Origin of the sequence: Halalkalibaculum sp. DA384, assembly GCF_043951955.1 — a bacterium.
Lineage (GTDB): Bacteria > Bacteroidota > Rhodothermia > Balneolales > Balneolaceae > JAMQKA01.
The window spans coordinates 13302-28879 of sequence record NZ_JBINJE010000040.1; the positions used below are offsets into that span (position 1 = coordinate 13302).

A 15578-nucleotide genomic window follows, 5' to 3' on the forward strand; every position below is an offset into this window, starting at 1 on the left:
GTGAATGAATAGGGAAAAAATCGTATACCTGCTGAAAGACCAGGGGCTCCTGTCGGGTTCTTCCGTTGAGCTTAAACCGCTCGAGGGAGGTGTATCTTCTGATATTTACCTGGCTACCGACGGCCGGCATAAGTATGTGATTAAACAGGCCCTCCAAAAATTACAGGTTGAGGATGACTGGTACGCCGACATCTCGAGGAATGACATTGAACAGGATTTTATACGGTACCTGGGAAAATACCGGCCTGGAGCGATCCCGAAGCTGATTTACAACAACAAGGAAGAACATTTTTATGTGATGGAGTTCCTTGGTAAGGATTTCCGGAACTGGAAACAGGAGATGCTTGGGGGGGTATTTAACAGGGACACCGCGGTAAAAGCGGCCAGGTTACTGGCTGATATCCATCTTCATTCTCAGGATGACGATGATTTGAGACAACAATTTAACAATCTTGAGAATTTTCACAGCCTGCGTATAGAACCCTACCTCATCACGACCGGCAGGCGACACCCGCGGCTGCAATCCCATTTTGATGAGGAAGCGGAACGGTTGCAACAGCACCGGCAGGCACTGGTGCATGGAGATTTCAGCCCCAAAAACATCATGGTAAAAGGGGATCGGGTAGTGATACTGGATCACGAAGTGGCCTGGTACGGAGATCCCGCGTTTGATGCAGCTTTTTTCCTGAATCACCTGTACCTGAAAATGCTGTATCACTACACCCGGCAGGGAGAGATCGTGGACCTGGCAACGGCTGCTTGGGACACGTATTTCAGCCAGCTGGACAAGCCGTTGCGTGAAGGCCTCGAAAAGCGGGTCGGCCGGCTGCTGCTCATGATGATGCTGGCACGCGTGGATGGGAAATCTCCTGTAGAATACCTGGAGGAACGTCAACAGAAATTTATAAGAGATTTCGTCCATCATCAGCTTCCCGGCCGCGTGCTTTTCCTTTCTGATATTAACGAAAACTGGAAATCCAAAATGGAGAATACCAACATTTGAAAATTGCAGATATAGACGCATACCAGGTGTTCGATTCAAGGGGGAATCCAACCCTCGAAGCCGAAGTTAAACTGGAAAACGGGGAAAAGGCAACGGCCATTGTTCCCTCGGGAGCCTCAACCGGGCAATATGAGGCCCTGGAACTGCGGGACGAAAACCCGGAAAAGTTTATGGGCCGATCCGTAACAAAGGCTATTCAAAACATTCGGGAAGAGATTCGGCCGGAAATTACAGGCAGGGAGGTACACAGACAGGCCCGCCTAGACGAGCTGATGATAGCCCTGGATGGCACCGACAATAAAAGCCGGCTGGGCGCCAATGCCATACTCGGGGTTTCAATGGCTGTAGCCAGGGCATCTGCCAAAGCACAGCAGCGACCCTTGTATGAAACACTGGGTCAGGATGGAACTCTGCTTCCACTTCCGGAAATCCAGATAATCGGCGGGGGAGCGCATGCCGGTGGAAGGATTGATATCCAGGATTTTATGATTATTTGCACCGGTGCAGAGAGTTACCGCCAGTGCCTGGAGATGACATTCAACGTATTTCATCACTGTGGTGCACTGTTACGTGAACATGGAAAGTTGGCTGGAGTTGCGGATGAAGGGGGATACTGGCCGGAATTTGACTCCACTGAAGAGGTCTTCGACATATTGCTCGAGGCGATACAACGGGCCGGGTATCAGCCGGGGTCCGATATTCACCTGTCGCTGGATATCGCCGCTGCCGAACTGTTCCGTGACGGGAAATACCACCTGACACTGGAAGACCGGTTGTTGACGCCCAGTGAGTTTTACGATTTGATTGCCGGCTGGATTGAACAGTATCCGGTCATCTCAATTGAAGACCCGTTTGCCGAAGAAGATGAGACGAATTGGAATAAGCTTACCGCAGCATACGGGGACCGCGTCCAGGTTATCGGGGACGACCTGTTTACCACCGACATCAACCGCGTGCGTGCCGGAAAAGACAAGGGATTGGCCAACAGCGTACTGATCAAACTCAACCAGATTGGCACGGTGACGGAGACGATCAACTGCATACGGCAGGCGCAATCATTTGGCTGGACACCCGTAGTGTCGGCCCGCTCTGGAGAAACAGAGGACCCGTTTATCTCACATCTTGCTGTGGCCACTGAAGCCGGCCAGCTGAAAGTGGGTTCATTCAGCCGCTCTGAACGGATGGCGAAGTGGAACGAGGTAATCCGTATTGAGCGCGAACTTGGGGAGAGAGCCCGGTTTACCGGATTACTCAGATGAGGGGGGACTAGAAACTCAACCACACCCGCCGCAGAGGATATATTTTTCCCGACTTTCTCTCCCGTGCAGTAAATACGCATCCTCAAAAAGTCACGAAAGCTTTTTGCTGGAAAGGAGTGTTTTTTATGTGAACCCGGGAATTATGGAATTTTGAATTTCGTAGGGCCTCCGCAAGGAGATAATTTCCTCTTGATTATTGAGTCCCTCTTGGATCAAGCCAAAAGGGACTCCGCTGTCGGCAAATGAATCCTTTTCCTTTTGGGCTTCCTGACGCCTGTCTGAGGAGCCCCTGAAAACGGGCTTGTCAATGCGATTCCCGCTTCACTTCACTTCCTGATTTTCCGACCAGAAAGTCGAGGTCAGCTCCGAGATGTGCCTGCTCTACATGTTCGATATAGAGATTGACATATCCCCGATCGTAGTTTTCATGTTCGGGGGGAGACCAGTTGTTGCGGCGTTCCTCCAGCTCCTCCTCCGGGACATCCAGATGTAGTCGCTTGTTCTCCACATCGACTTCAATGATATCGCCATTTTCGACCAGCGCCAGGTTGCTGCCGGTGTATGATTCTGGAGAAACATGCAGAAAGGCCGTGCCAAATGCGGTTCCGCTCATGCGTCCGTCGGAGATGCGTACCATATCATCCACACCCTGGTCGAGCATCTTTTTAGGTAATGCCATATTCCCGACCTCCGGCATTCCGGGATATCCTTTTGGACCCACATACTTCAGCACCATAATTGAATCTTTATCAATCTCCAGGTCCGGATCGTCCACCCGCTCCTTGTAGTCCTCAATATTTTCGAAAACAACCGCCTTGCCCCGGTGCTTCAGGAGTTCAGGGGTAGCCGCCGAGGTTTTGATGACTGCGCCCTCGGGACAGAGATTGCCCCGCACTACCGTAATGCCCGCCTCTTCCTGGAACGGTTCTTCTATAGTCGCAATAACATCCCGGTCGAAGCATTCGGCGGCCGCATTGTTTTCGTACAGGCTTTTGCCGTTGGCCGTGATTGCATTCCCGTTCAGATGATCTTTAAGCTCTTTGATAACCACGGGAAGTCCCCCGGCATAGTAGAAATCTTCCATGAAATGATCACCGGAAGGCTGCAGGTTGACCAGCAGGGGAATGTCGCTCCCATATTTATCGAAATCCTCCAGCTCAAGGTCAATGCCGATGCGGCGGGCAATCGCCGTCAGATGCACAATAAAGTTTGTAGAACCGCCGATTGCGGCATTTACTTTGATGGCGTTGACAAATGCCTCCTTCGTCAGAATATCGGAAGGACAGAGATCCTCTTCCACCATATCCACAATGCGGCGCCCCGAACGGTGGGCCATTACCTTGCGACGGGAGTCGGCGGCTGGAATAGCGGCATTGCCGGGCAAACTCAGTCCCAGGGATTCCACCATCGAGGCCATTGTCGAGGCGGTACCCATGACGGCACAGTGTCCCTGGCTGCGGCACATGGCCCCTTCGGCCGCCCGCAGTTTTTCATCATCCATCTCGCCCTTTTTCTGGTCGGCTGCAAATCTCCAAACATCAGAAGTGGCAATATCTTTACCGCGGAATTTGCCCGTGAGCATCGGTCCGCCGGAAATTACCAGCGAGGGGATATCCACGCTGCAGGCCCCCATAACCAGGGAAGGGGTCGTCTTGTCGCAGCCGCACATAAGAACCACGCCGTCAAGCGGATTGGCACGAATCGACTCCTCCACATCCATGCTGGCCAGGTTTCGGTAGAGCATGGCCGTGGGTCGAATCAGGGTTTCGCCCAGCGACATCACCGGGAACTCGAGCGGGAATCCGCCCGCCTCCCAGATTCCCCGCTTTACCGATTCCGCCAGCTCGCGAAAGTGGGCGTTACAGGGTGTTAACTCGGACCACGTGTTGCAAATACCGATGACCGGTTTCCCTTCAAACTCATCCGAAGGGAATCCTTGGTTTTTCATCCAGCTCCGGTAGATGAAACCATCTTTGCCTTTTTTGCCAAACCAGTCACTGCTGCGCAGTTTTTTATCAGAACTCATATCTATTTATTGGTCTAAAATGTGATTATTACAATTTTAAATCTGTATAAGAAGGCTTTCCAAACCCTTTAGTTTCTCGTTCTGAGGAAGTTGTCCTCCCGTTTAAAAGGGCAATAATGCCGGTGGTACAACCATCCCCAACAAATAGCATGTTCTGCAAAGGCTCCTATGAATTTTCGTTGAATATTCATGAATTTTTAGCCGGCAAAGCGTCTAGCGGGGGTACCGTTAAAAGGTACTTTTGCTCTGAAAATTGACCCTGATAGGGGATACTTTTCAACTTGTTCCTCTTTCATATGCTCCCTGGCGGTAGTTATGTAAAGTTCGTCAAGCTGATCTCCCCCGAATGTACAGGAGGTAACCTGGGGAACCGGCAACTCCACTTCATACAAAGTGTTGCCGTTACCCGGATCGATGCAAATTACTTTGAAGCCATTATACAATGCAACCCAGAGGTTGCCTTCGGTATCGATCGTCATGCCGTCGGGGAGTGCATCCGGGTGATCCAGCTCGAGTACCACTGAACGATTGTCAATTTCGGCTGTATGTTCATCAAAATCGAATGAATAGATCGTGCGGTCGGGGGAATCGATAAAATAAAACGCTTCAAGCCCGGTATCCCAGGCCATGCCGTTCGGTATCGTCAGCCTGCGCAACTTTAGATCGATGCTGAGGTTGGAATTCAGCATGTAGAGGCTCCCCGCCCCCTGCTGCTGATCGTAGGAAAGCGTTCCTGCCCAAAAGCGTCCCCGCGGATCGCATTTCCCGTCATTGAACCGGTGATTGGGCAGATGTGCCTCCGGATCGGAAAGATGGGTTGTTTTCCGGGTTTCAAAATCGTAGAACGCAAATCCCGATTTCAATGCCAGCACTGCTCCCCGATCTTCTCGCATCGCAAAGGACCCTACGTGTTCACCAATTTCGAAGCCGGTATTTTGTTTGCGGCGGGCGTCATACCTGTACAGAATCCCTGAAAGGATATCCACCCAGTACAGCTGGTTTTCCCGCTCATCCCATACCGGGCACTCCGCTAGGGTGGCATCATACTCAAGTTCAAGTTCCGCTTTTTGGGAGGGTATACTCATCTTTGGTCTAATCTTTTTTACTGCCTTCCACTTTAAGCCCGATACCGCCGTCAATTCGTATTGGCTGGCCCGTAATAAAGGAGCCTTTGTCACTGGCAACAAAAGCAACAAGCTCGCCAATCTCCTCCTGCCGGGCCATCCGTTTGAGCAGATGAATATCGATGGTTTCCTGGCGGACCGCCTCGGGGTCTGGCGACTGCTGGAACGCCTGCCGGTTCAGGGGCGTATCGACACCGCCGGGACACACCGCCACACTGCGGATATCCGGGGCATAATCTACGGCGATACTCCGTGTCAAGCCGATCAACGCAGCCTTTGAGGTCGCATAAGCGGCCACCTTTTCCTGGGTTACAAACGCCTGTACGCTTGACATGTTGACAACTACGCCACTGCCGTTTTCCTGCATATAGGGGATGGCGTGCCTGGAGCAGAGATAAGCCCCCTTTAGGTTGACATTCATCAAAGAATCCCACTGATCTTCGGTGGTTTCCGTGACGGTAGCGTAGTGCAGGATGCCGGCATTATTCACCAGCACGTCGATGCCGCCGAAATGGGAGGCGGCCTGTTCCATCGCATCCGCCACCTGCTGTTCCCTGGAGATATCGCACTGGATAAACAGGGCCCGCTGACCGAGCTGTTCGCTGCGCTCAATTCCGGCTTCTTCATCAATATCGAGCAGTACAACCTGTGCCTCCTCGCGGTAAAAGACCTCCGCACAACCGGCACCGATACCTTTTGCGGCACCGGTAATGACTACCGTCTTGTTTTTAAATGACATGATTGCCCCCCCGTTTATGAGTGATATGCTTTTGCACGCTGTCGTGAAGATCCGAGTCCTTCAATACCGAGCTCCACCTCGTCACCGGGCTTCAGGTATTCGGGCGGGTTAAAGCCAAGTCCCACGCCGGCGGGTGTTCCGGTAGAGATGATATCGCCGGCCCGAAGTGTCATAAACTGTGAGATGTAGCTGACCAGATAGGGAATCCCGAATATGAGCTTGCTGGTGCTGCCGTCCTGTTTGAGTTCCCCGTTAACCTTAAGCCAGAGCCGGAGATTATCGATATCCTCAATTTCATCCTTGGTGGCCAGGTATGGTCCCAGCGGCGCAAATGTATCGCAGCTCTTTCCTTTCACCCACTGGCCGCCCCGTTCCAGCTGAAACTCGCGCTCGCTGTAGTCGTTGTGAACACAGTAACCGGCCACGTAGTCCAATGCCTCCTCTTCAGAGACGTATGAAGCCTTTTTGCCGATGACTACGGCTAGCTCAACTTCCCAGTCGGTCTTCCGGCTGTTTTTGGGGATTACAAGATCATCGTTCGGGCCAACGATGGATGAAGTGGCCTTGAAAAACAGTATCGGTTCGTCGGGAATATCCATGCCGCCTTCTTTGGCGTGATCTTCGTAATTCAAGCCGATGCACACCATCTTACCCGGCCGGGCCACCGGTGGAGCCAGCCGCTCGGATTCGCCGATTCCAGGGGCGGAAGTGCCATTTTCGGCCACCCACTCCGAGAGACGGCGAAGTCCATCGTTTTCAAAAAAAGATTCGGTATAGTCTTCACCAAAAGCGCTGACATCAATTTTAGAGCCGTCAGGGCGTATCAGGCCCGGTTTTTCTTGTCCTTGTTCACCAAAACGAATTAACTTCATGTAGTTTCAAGTCGGTTTTTAGATTATGTGTTCAATGTGGTAAAGCCACCGTCAATCGTATAGTTGGAACCGGTAATAAATGCCGATTCATCGGAACAGAGATATAGAGCAAGTCCTGCGATCTCCTCCGGTTTACCCATCCGGCCAATCGGCTGGGTCTTTGAAAGTTTTTCAAACATCTCATCCTCCTGGCCGGGGTAGTTTTCCTCCAGGTAACCATCCACAAAAGGGGTGTGTACCCGTGCGGGTGAGATCGCATTGCATCGTATGCCGTCACCTATATAATCTTTTGCGATTGAATAGGTCATCGTCAATACGGCGCCCTTTGTAGTGGAATAGGCAAACCGTTCAGGGATGCCCAGCGTAGCGGCTATGGAGGCCATGTTGACGATGGCGCCTCCCCCGGATTCTTTCATCTTTTTTACCCCGGCCAGGGAACAGTTATATACCCCCTTCACATTGACGGAAAGCAACCGGTCCATATCCTCTTCGGTGGTATTTTCGAGAGTCCCGATATGGGCGATACCGGCATTATTGACCAGGATATTAAGACGGTTGTGGGTATCATATACCTGATCAAAAGCATCCAGCACCGCTTGCTGATCAGCCACATTCACGCAGTAGTAGTGGGCCTCCCCGCCCGCATCATTGATTTCGGCGGCTGCCTGCTGGCCGGACTCTTCATCAAGATCCAGAATGTGAACATCCGCGCCCTGCCGGGCAAACAGCTGGGCGATGCTCCTGCCGATACCTTTGCCGGCTCCTGTGATGACGGCTGTCTTCTGTGACAATGTGAACATTGATTTATAACAGTTTTGTGTTCGAATTTTACTTAACGCCTAAATCCTTCAAATAAGTTGAGCGAGCCTGGTGGCGAGGGGATGGCAGCCCGCCCGAAACTTCAACATATCGCAGGCTGGAGATATCACTGCCCGTTACAAACGATGATATCGAAGCAATATGAGCATGTTGCTCCACCCACCGGCACGAAAATGTCATGAGCTATATACCGATAAATTTTCATGAATTCTATTGACAATTCCCGCAGAACAATCAACAGGTAAATTATCCCGTATTTATACTCAAAGAGTAGACCGATTCAGTACATCCCCTCAGGTCCATTCGATTATACATAAAGTTATTTCAATATTCACATTTTGAGCGGGGATATTTATATACCGGTGACAACGTGCCGTGGCAAAGGTAAAGAGGTGGAATGTTGGAATTAGTCGACCGCCTGCTCCTTAAAGTCGAGTGCCGCTGAATTCATGCAGTAGCGCAGTCCCGTGGGTTCGGGACCATCGTTGAAAACATGACCAATATGAGAACCGCATCGCGAACACACGATCTCTGTTCGCGTCATAAAAAAGCTGTTGTCCTCTCTTTCTTCTACCGCAGAAGGGGTGATCGGTTTCCAAAAGCTGGGCCAGCCGGTTCCCGATCGGTATTTGTGCCTGGAACTATACAGCGGCTGCCCGCAGGCCCCGCAGTAGTAAATGCCTTCTTTTTTGTTATCCCAGTACTCATTGACAAACGGTATTTCAGTACCGCGCTCGCGAAGAATCCTGAACTCTTTGGCGGTTAACAGTTTGCGCCATTCTTCTTCTGTTTTTTCAATTTTATCGCCGTTTTGTGCCGGCATTGTATCCTGGGTGTGGGTTGCGAGTGAATGAAAAGAGGCCTTTCGGGACTGCTCTTCGTGCTTCTGGTTCATATTGCAAGCCGCCATGAAAGCAACGGCAACAGTAACCAATAATAATATTCGGATATCCATGACAATTCTCCCGTTTATGATACATGCTATGTTAACATATATACAGTACGTTTAGTTTGTTGGAGCGGATTTACTTTTACATGCGAACCCTGGGATTCCATTGAAGAGGGCAAGCGCGGGTGGACAGGGAACGGCATAGAGAATACTTAAAAAATAGTGATGCCGGCATAAAATATATTCGAATCGACCCCCGGATTAATTTGGCCAAACTGTCCATTCGACATATGGTGGTACTTATATCCGAGCGTAAAAAATGAGTTGGCGGTCAGCATGATTTCCATCCCGGTTCCGATTTCGAGCGTAAAATTAAAGTTTGTACCCTGGTCGTTCGGGAATGGGTCGGAGAGGTACATAAATCCAGCGGATGATTTGAAGAAGGGCTGCACGCTTTGGTTTCGCAACGCGTTCAGCTGAAAACCCAGTGGCGTTATCCCGAAACCGGAAAGGGAGGAGGGGGTGGCCTCAACACTGATACCAGATAACTGGTACTGCACGTGCACGTTCATCTCCAGCACATATTTCAGGAGGTAGTGGCGGGGAAATGTGAGAACCTTTCGGTTGTACCGGAATCCCAGGACCCTGAGTTCAGCTCCTGATGTTTTCCCCCAAACCCCGTTTGAAGAGTGGAAGGAGTATCCACCCCACAGTGAATATTCGTCAAGACCGGATTTTTCGGGTGATATTCTGTATTGATTATAAAATTCCGAAAAGGAATCAACCGAGCTGCTGTCCTGATGTTCGGCGGGTTGGGCGCGGGAGGGGGACGCTGTTCCCAGCACGATGACCAAAAGAAGGAATATCGCCCCCGTGCATCCGCAATTTGAATGCCTGTTTTTTCTCAATAGATGTCTGAAAGCCGCCACGTGAGATAAACTCGTATTTTGTTTGTCAGTTGAATATATGAAGGGACGTGAAAACCCGCCTCATAAATAAAACAAAATGGATTTAAAGATTCCCAGTTCATTTATCGATTAAAAAAACAGCGGTCCGAGAGTACCAAAAATCGTTTTAAACTTTATTGTCTTGCCATTCCCCGAAGATTCAGGATTTTTAGACCAGCCATAAGCCCCATAACGGCAGATGCAATTCCGTCAAAAGAGTAGGACTCCTGGTATAAAGGTGGAGCTCAATTCCAAAAAGGCCGAGATCAAACCGGCATGCCCCCAATCTTTAGACAGCACTACAAGCAACATGGGATTATTCCTTTGCGGAGCACCTTCCTCAACCCGCGTTCTTGTTGCGCACGGTATTGGACGGTCCCGAGTCAAGGACCATAAATCTCGAACCCGACCGCCGTCAAAGCACAATATAATTAATATCGAATAATATTAGGGATTTTCAACTGGGGAACTCGATCAGGTTGTTGTTTTTTCAGGCGCAGATAGGGTGTAGGGGAAGGTGATTTCGGGCAGGGGAAAATTCTCCGTTAAGAAAGCCGGCCTCTTTTGCAAAGACCGGCTTGTTGAATCAAGAATTCAGGTGAATGAAGATTACATTTCCCCGGTGTATACCACCCGCCAGACTTTTCCCTGCTGGGAATCGGTAATGTAGAGGGTTCCGTCCGATCCTTCGGCAAGTCCCATGGGGCGGTATACTGCGTCATTGGGAGATTGCAGCGTGTCGGTGCCCTTGAAACCATCGGCAAATGTTTCATACTGGTCGCCTGCCGGCATATCACCATCGAACGGAACAAATGTTACACGATATCCTTCCTGGGGAAGAGGCGCCCGGTTCCAGGAGCCGTGAAATGCGATAAAAGCTCCGCCGGTATATTTTTCAGGAAATTGATTCCCGCTGTAGAATATCAGGTCGTTCGGGGCCCAGTGGCCGGGGAAGGCGATAATCGGGTCTTCATATTTTCCCTCCTCAACAGGAGTTTCACCATCGCCGCCGTATTCCGGGCTCAGCATTTTTTGTCCCTTGATTTGGTCGTAGTAGGCGAAAGGCCATCCAAAGTTATCCCCGTCATCGACCTTGAAGAACTCCTCGGCGGGAAGCACAGCATTTTGTTCGGCGGTAAAATGTTCAGGCCAGAGCTGATTCAGCTGATCCCGGCCGTGCTGCACCATGTAGAGGTTGTCGACCATTGAATTCCACTCCAGTGCCACGGCGTTGCGGTGACCGGTGCTGTAGCGATAGCCATCTTCCCGCTGGGTTTGATTGAGTTCATTGGCACTGAACTGCCATACGCTGCCCTGCCATTCGAGCTGCGGGCAGGGATCCTGGCCGGGAGATTCCGGCGTTCTGCTCTCTTCCTGGCAGGCGTTGGAGGGCGCGCCTACATTGACATACATGTTACCCTCCCCGTCAAATGTAATAGGCTTGGCTGCGTGCGAGTTTTGTATCGGAAGCTGGCTCACTACCATTTCCGGCTCGGATGTTGGCACCAGGTCAACGCCCTCCATGGGGTACCGGAGTACCAGTGAGTCCGGCGCAAAGTAGAGATACCCGTCATGCAGGGCGATGCCCGTGCCGGTATAATTGCCAAAGTATTCTTTTCGGTCGGCCACTCCATCTCCATCCTCATCCCGCAAGGCCACAATGCCATTTCCGTTGTGGGGCTCGTCGAGGGCTACATATATATCCCCATCGTCATCAACGGCAACCTGGCGGGCACTTCCAACAGAATCGGCTACGACCACCGCGCTGAAGCCCGAAGGCAGGGTGATACCGCCATTATCCGGGGCAAATGCAAAGTTCTCGGTATTTAATGACGGTTGCTGCTGTTGATTTTGATTTTGATCGCTGCTGCAGGCTGCAAAGAGCGCTGTACAAGTGATAAATAGTATGGAGGCTATTTTTCTAATCATGATGTGTGGTTTATTGTTAAAATTAACTGGAAGTTGACGCCCCGGGATCCCGTTTCCCGGACGCCGATAAAATGTTGATAGCAGTGCACTTTAATCTCAACCTTTACTATTCTTCTGAATCTATAAAACGATTTGCCTGCAAAACATTCCACCGGAGTGTACTGAACATCGTTCTCACAGACCCTGATATATAAGCATTTTTCGGGGTAATAAAGAACAAAAAATGGCGGGATAAGTTTATGATAAAGTTAGGTTTGTTATGATTATTTCTTATTTAGTTTCTTTAGATGACATGACCGTTTAACTTAACTTTCAAAAAGGAGTACAGAGATGCGAAAAATATCGATAACATGTATGACAATTTTATTTGTTTTGATTGGCAATATGGCTGTTTCCGCTCAGCCTGTAGTGGCTGAAGGAGCCGAACCAGAAATCGTCACCGAGGGATATCAGTTTACCGAGGGACCGCTGTGGCACCCGGACGGATACCTGTTGTTTAGTGATATACCGGCTAATACAATCTACAGGTGGATTCCGGGAGAGGGGGCAGAGGTTTTTGTCAAACCTTCCGATAATTCCAATGGACTGGCATTGGATGTAAGTGGAAATATCGTGATGGTGCAGCACGCCGGAAAACTGTCGAGGCTCACGTACAATGGTAATACCATGGAGACCGTCGTGGACAGCTACAATGGGATGCGCTTGAACAGCCCGAACGACCTGGCCGTCCATTCCAATGGGACAATCTTTTTCACCGATCCTCCCTTCGGTGTAAGTGAAGAGGAGAAAGAGCTCGATTTTAACGGAGTCTACATGCTGAAACCCGACGGTACCCTGACCGTTTTCTATAAAGAGTTCAGCCATCCCAACGGTGTGGTACTTTCTCCCGATGAGCAGAAACTGTATGTAAATAACTCCAGCAGCGGTGAAATCGTCGTATTTGATATCAATAACAGTGGAAAACCGGTAAACCCAAGATCGTTTGCCAGTGTCGGGGAGAGAAATAACGAAGGTGCCGCTGACGGCATGAAAGTGGACGCCGACGGACGTGTGTACTCAACAGGTCCCGGCGGCGTATATGTATTTGACAGCGAGGGAAATCAAATACAAAAGATCGAGACGGAAAGCCGGATTACCAACCTGGCATGGGGAGAGGCTGGCAACTCAACCCTGTTTATGACCGCGCCATCGGCGGTGTATCGCCTCGAGATGGCGGTATCCGGGAGATAGCAAGAAACATAGCACTAACAAGCAATTTCGCGCCCGGTTGGTTCTGCTGGCCGGGCGCTCTGGCTACCGGACTTTTTGTTTCGGGAATATCTATGCTTTTCCCTGGGCTTCTTTAAGTTTCCGTTGAGCAAGGTAGGACAAGATCCATATCACAAGCCATCCCGTCGCCGTGTACCACCAGCTTCCGTACAGAAGTACGCCCGTGTTAACGGCATAGAGCAGGTTGAAAAGCCAGCCTGGCGCCTCCGTTTTTGTTTTGCGGATGAGCTGCAGAGAACGGTCTCCGGCAAGCACTACGCTCTTGACAAGCACCATCAGGGCTGTATAACCGATGATAATCCATCGCATCCATGAGGTATCCAGGAAAACAGCGGCAAAAATAAAGAGGGTTACAGTTATATCTACAAGTACATCCTTAAGCCAGGGCATGCTTTTGTCATATTTTATTTCTGCTGATTTTGAACTCCCAAGAGGGCTTTGAAAAACCAGGAGTTTTAGTCAATATAAACCCCTGAGCGGATTCGAAACCTCAGTTTATTTCTCAAAAATGAAGATTTTGAATCCGCGAAAATGACGATATGGGCCAAAACAACGGTTTTGCAAAGACCTCTCCCAAGTTTATCCACTTTGGGTTGCAGTTCCAAATCCGGTGCAATGCAGCGGCAACACTGTTCAGACCAGTTGACGTAATTCTTTTGTGTGGATGGCAGGCCGGAACTCATTTTAGAGAAACCACCCGAACATTTTCTCCCCAGCGATATACACCCTAAACTTTCTCTTGATTGAGAACAAATTAACTGGAAACAATCCAATCGGGGGCTTGGCCTGAACTCCTATAATTATTTTGAAAAATAACTGTAATATATTGGAGGGCAAATGCTTACAGAATATTTTTTGGTTAGGTAATCATGATAGAGTGTAAAACGCTGTGAAATCCGGGTTATAATCAGAGCTGCAATCGAAACAGGCGGCCGTGATACTCCGTTATGGTTTAAGTTGCAGCTCGTTTACCCATACCAGTTCCGATGCCTCTTTGCCGAAGTCGTCTCGCCTCATTGAGCTCTTATGAGACCAACCGTCGGGCGTGCGGGCTTCCACCAGGTATCCTTTTACGGTGACGATGTGACCTCTGCGGATCTCAAGTATTTTACTTCGTATCTCAGGGGACGACGGGATCAGGTGGACATTGGCGGTATGTCGTACCATTTGATGCAGCGGAATAGGGGGATCGCTCATCTGCCATTCAAAATAACGTTCCGACTGCGTGATAAGAATTTCATCCAGATGTTTTTCATCTGACATCGCTCCCCAGCCGAGCATAACATCCAGCGGGGAGAGATCAGACAGCTTGTCGGAGGAATATCTTTTTTTTGAGAGAACGCGGGCTTCAGCGGTAAATTTGGCAAGGGGTGTTATGCTGTACGCTCCCTTCTGCAGGTCTTTGATACCGAAGGCAGGGGTCTGCGTCGGTTCAGACGGAGCTACCACGCCGGGGCCGTGCGTAATGGTTCGTTCGGTCATGTAGAGGTATCCGCTTACCAACAGGACACCGAAAAATAGAATATGTTTAAACATGATGGTCCTCCGGGCATTTGCTTTTCCTGTAGATGATAATATAGGAGTGCCACGAGTGGGTTTCTGTTACAAACTTTTAATAAACAATCTTTTAGCATTAAATTTTTCATAACTCTATATATTTGAATGATTTAATGAGGGGTTTGTCCCTGTGGACTGCATACCGCTGACCGGCAGGAGACATTTTTTTGCGTTCCCCGGGTATTGATTACATTGATTTTAGCAGCCCCGGGTTAGATCACCCTGAAGAGCAGCCGGCATAAATTCCAAATAAAAAATAAACAGCACTGTTTTGATGAAACCGATAGTACAAATATCACTCGATTTAACCAGTATTGATGAAGCCCTGGATACGGCTGAGACCGCATTAAAAGCGGGCGTTGACTGGCTTGAGGCCGGCACCCCGCTGATACTGGCGGAGGGGCTGCACGGTGTTCGTAAATTGCGGCAGGCATTCCCCGATGTTCCGATTGTTGCCGATCTTAAGACCATGGATGGCGGATACCTGGAGGCTGAGATGATGGCAAAGGCCGGCGCTACGCACGTGGTGGTGATGGCCCGGGCCCATGAAGAGACGATTAAGGCGGTTGTACGGGCGGGAAAAGAATACGACGTCAAAGTGATGGGAGACAACCTGGCCTGTACCGATATGGTGGCCGGAGCCCTGCGGCTGGAATCACTGGGATGCGATTATGTCATCCATCATATCGGGTATGATGAACGCCGGGGAATTGAAGCTTCGGGAAAACTGAAACCGAGTCCACTGGATCAACTCCGGGATGTGGTGCAGGCGGTAGATGTGCCGGTACAGGCCGTCGGGGGACTTTCACTTGAGGAGGCGGTCCGTTGCCCGGAGTATGGGGCTCCGCTTGTTGTCCTCGGTGCACCACTCACCATCGACGCCGATGCTTTTAAAACGGCCAAGGGCGACCTCGAGGGGACCCTGCGCCTGATTTGTGATAAGGTACACGCATACGGTGCATAACTGCCGCACCTGAAGAGCACATATACCCTGTTACCGCCCTCCATGGTTGGTTGAGTGCCAGAATCAAAACTGCAGGCTGATCCCGGTTCTCCAGTTGATCCCGGCGGCCGGCTCGTAATAATTGCCTCCCGCGTTGACCACCACCGAACCGTTGTAACGGGCGTCAAAGATATTGTTGACC

The 15578-nt window shown here is 50.3% G+C and carries 14 protein-coding genes; 4 read left to right on the forward strand and 10 right to left on the reverse strand.

What is annotated here, in order from left to right:
• Nucleotides 1-4 precede the first annotated feature (4 nt).
• Both ACG2E4_RS16295 and eno read left to right on the forward strand, forming a co-directional pair.
• Nucleotides 5-1003, forward strand: a complete 999-nt coding sequence (locus ACG2E4_RS16295) for a phosphotransferase family protein (RefSeq protein ID WP_395277225.1) — start codon at nt 5-7, stop codon at nt 1001-1003.
• A complete protein-coding gene (eno, locus tag ACG2E4_RS16300) occupies nt 1000-2262 on the forward strand; it encodes a phosphopyruvate hydratase (protein ID WP_395277226.1) in 1263 nt (420 codons plus the stop codon). Before ACG2E4_RS16295 ends, eno begins: the two co-directional genes overlap by 4 nt.
• A 304-nt stretch (nt 2263-2566) precedes the next feature.
• Here the strand turns inward: eno and ACG2E4_RS16305 are convergent, their stop codons facing one another.
• From ACG2E4_RS16305 to ACG2E4_RS16340, 8 genes are all read right to left on the reverse strand, one after another.
• The gene (locus ACG2E4_RS16305) at nt 2567-4288 is read right to left on the reverse strand and encodes an IlvD/Edd family dehydratase (protein WP_395277227.1); all 1722 of its coding nucleotides are present in this window, start codon (nt 4286-4288) and stop codon (nt 2567-2569) included.
• A 197-nt stretch (nt 4289-4485) separates the two neighbouring features.
• On the reverse strand, nt 4486-5373 hold the full coding sequence (locus tag ACG2E4_RS16310; protein WP_395277228.1) for an SMP-30/gluconolactonase/LRE family protein: 888 nt from the start codon (nt 5371-5373) through the stop codon (nt 4486-4488).
• Between the two features lie 7 nt (nt 5374-5380).
• Nucleotides 5381-6151, reverse strand: a complete 771-nt coding sequence (locus ACG2E4_RS16315; RefSeq protein ID WP_395277229.1) for an SDR family NAD(P)-dependent oxidoreductase — start codon at nt 6149-6151, stop codon at nt 5381-5383.
• Between the two features lie 14 nt (nt 6152-6165).
• The gene (locus tag ACG2E4_RS16320) at nt 6166-7023 is read right to left on the reverse strand and encodes a fumarylacetoacetate hydrolase family protein (protein WP_395277230.1); all 858 of its coding nucleotides are present in this window, start codon (nt 7021-7023) and stop codon (nt 6166-6168) included.
• Between the two features lie 23 nt (nt 7024-7046).
• A complete protein-coding gene (locus ACG2E4_RS16325; protein ID WP_395277231.1) occupies nt 7047-7823 on the reverse strand; it encodes an SDR family NAD(P)-dependent oxidoreductase in 777 nt (258 codons plus the stop codon).
• A gap of 425 nt (nt 7824-8248) precedes the next feature.
• Nucleotides 8249-8665: a peptide-methionine (R)-S-oxide reductase MsrB gene (msrB, locus tag ACG2E4_RS16330; RefSeq protein WP_395277236.1), complete on the reverse strand. Its 417-nt coding sequence runs from the start codon at nt 8663-8665 to the stop codon at nt 8249-8251.
• 278 nt (nt 8666-8943) lie between these two features.
• Nucleotides 8944-9639, reverse strand: coding sequence for an acyloxyacyl hydrolase (locus tag ACG2E4_RS16335; RefSeq protein ID WP_395277232.1), 696 nt, complete (start codon nt 9637-9639; stop codon nt 8944-8946).
• Between the two features lie 648 nt (nt 9640-10287).
• Nucleotides 10288-11607: a PQQ-dependent sugar dehydrogenase gene (locus ACG2E4_RS16340; protein WP_395259818.1), complete on the reverse strand. Its 1320-nt coding sequence runs from the start codon at nt 11605-11607 to the stop codon at nt 10288-10290.
• A gap of 354 nt (nt 11608-11961) precedes the next feature.
• Here ACG2E4_RS16340 and ACG2E4_RS16345 point away from each other — a divergent pair, with 354 nt between their 5' ends.
• Complete coding sequence (locus ACG2E4_RS16345) at nt 11962-12837, forward strand: SMP-30/gluconolactonase/LRE family protein (RefSeq protein WP_395277233.1); 876 nt, start codon at nt 11962-11964, stop codon at nt 12835-12837.
• A gap of 90 nt (nt 12838-12927) precedes the next feature.
• Here the strand turns inward: ACG2E4_RS16345 and ACG2E4_RS16350 are convergent, their stop codons facing one another.
• Together ACG2E4_RS16350 and ACG2E4_RS16355 are read right to left on the reverse strand one after the other, a co-directional pair.
• The gene (locus ACG2E4_RS16350) at nt 12928-13266 is read right to left on the reverse strand and encodes a hypothetical protein (RefSeq protein WP_395259816.1); all 339 of its coding nucleotides are present in this window, start codon (nt 13264-13266) and stop codon (nt 12928-12930) included.
• A 555-nt stretch (nt 13267-13821) separates the two neighbouring features.
• On the reverse strand, nt 13822-14412 hold the full coding sequence (locus ACG2E4_RS16355; protein WP_395277234.1) for a hypothetical protein: 591 nt from the start codon (nt 14410-14412) through the stop codon (nt 13822-13824).
• 295 nt (nt 14413-14707) lie between these two features.
• Between ACG2E4_RS16355 and ACG2E4_RS16360 the strand changes: the two genes are divergently transcribed.
• Nucleotides 14708-15397, forward strand: coding sequence for an orotidine 5'-phosphate decarboxylase / HUMPS family protein (locus ACG2E4_RS16360; protein ID WP_395277235.1), 690 nt, complete (start codon nt 14708-14710; stop codon nt 15395-15397).
• Nucleotides 15398-15578 lie beyond the last annotated feature (181 nt).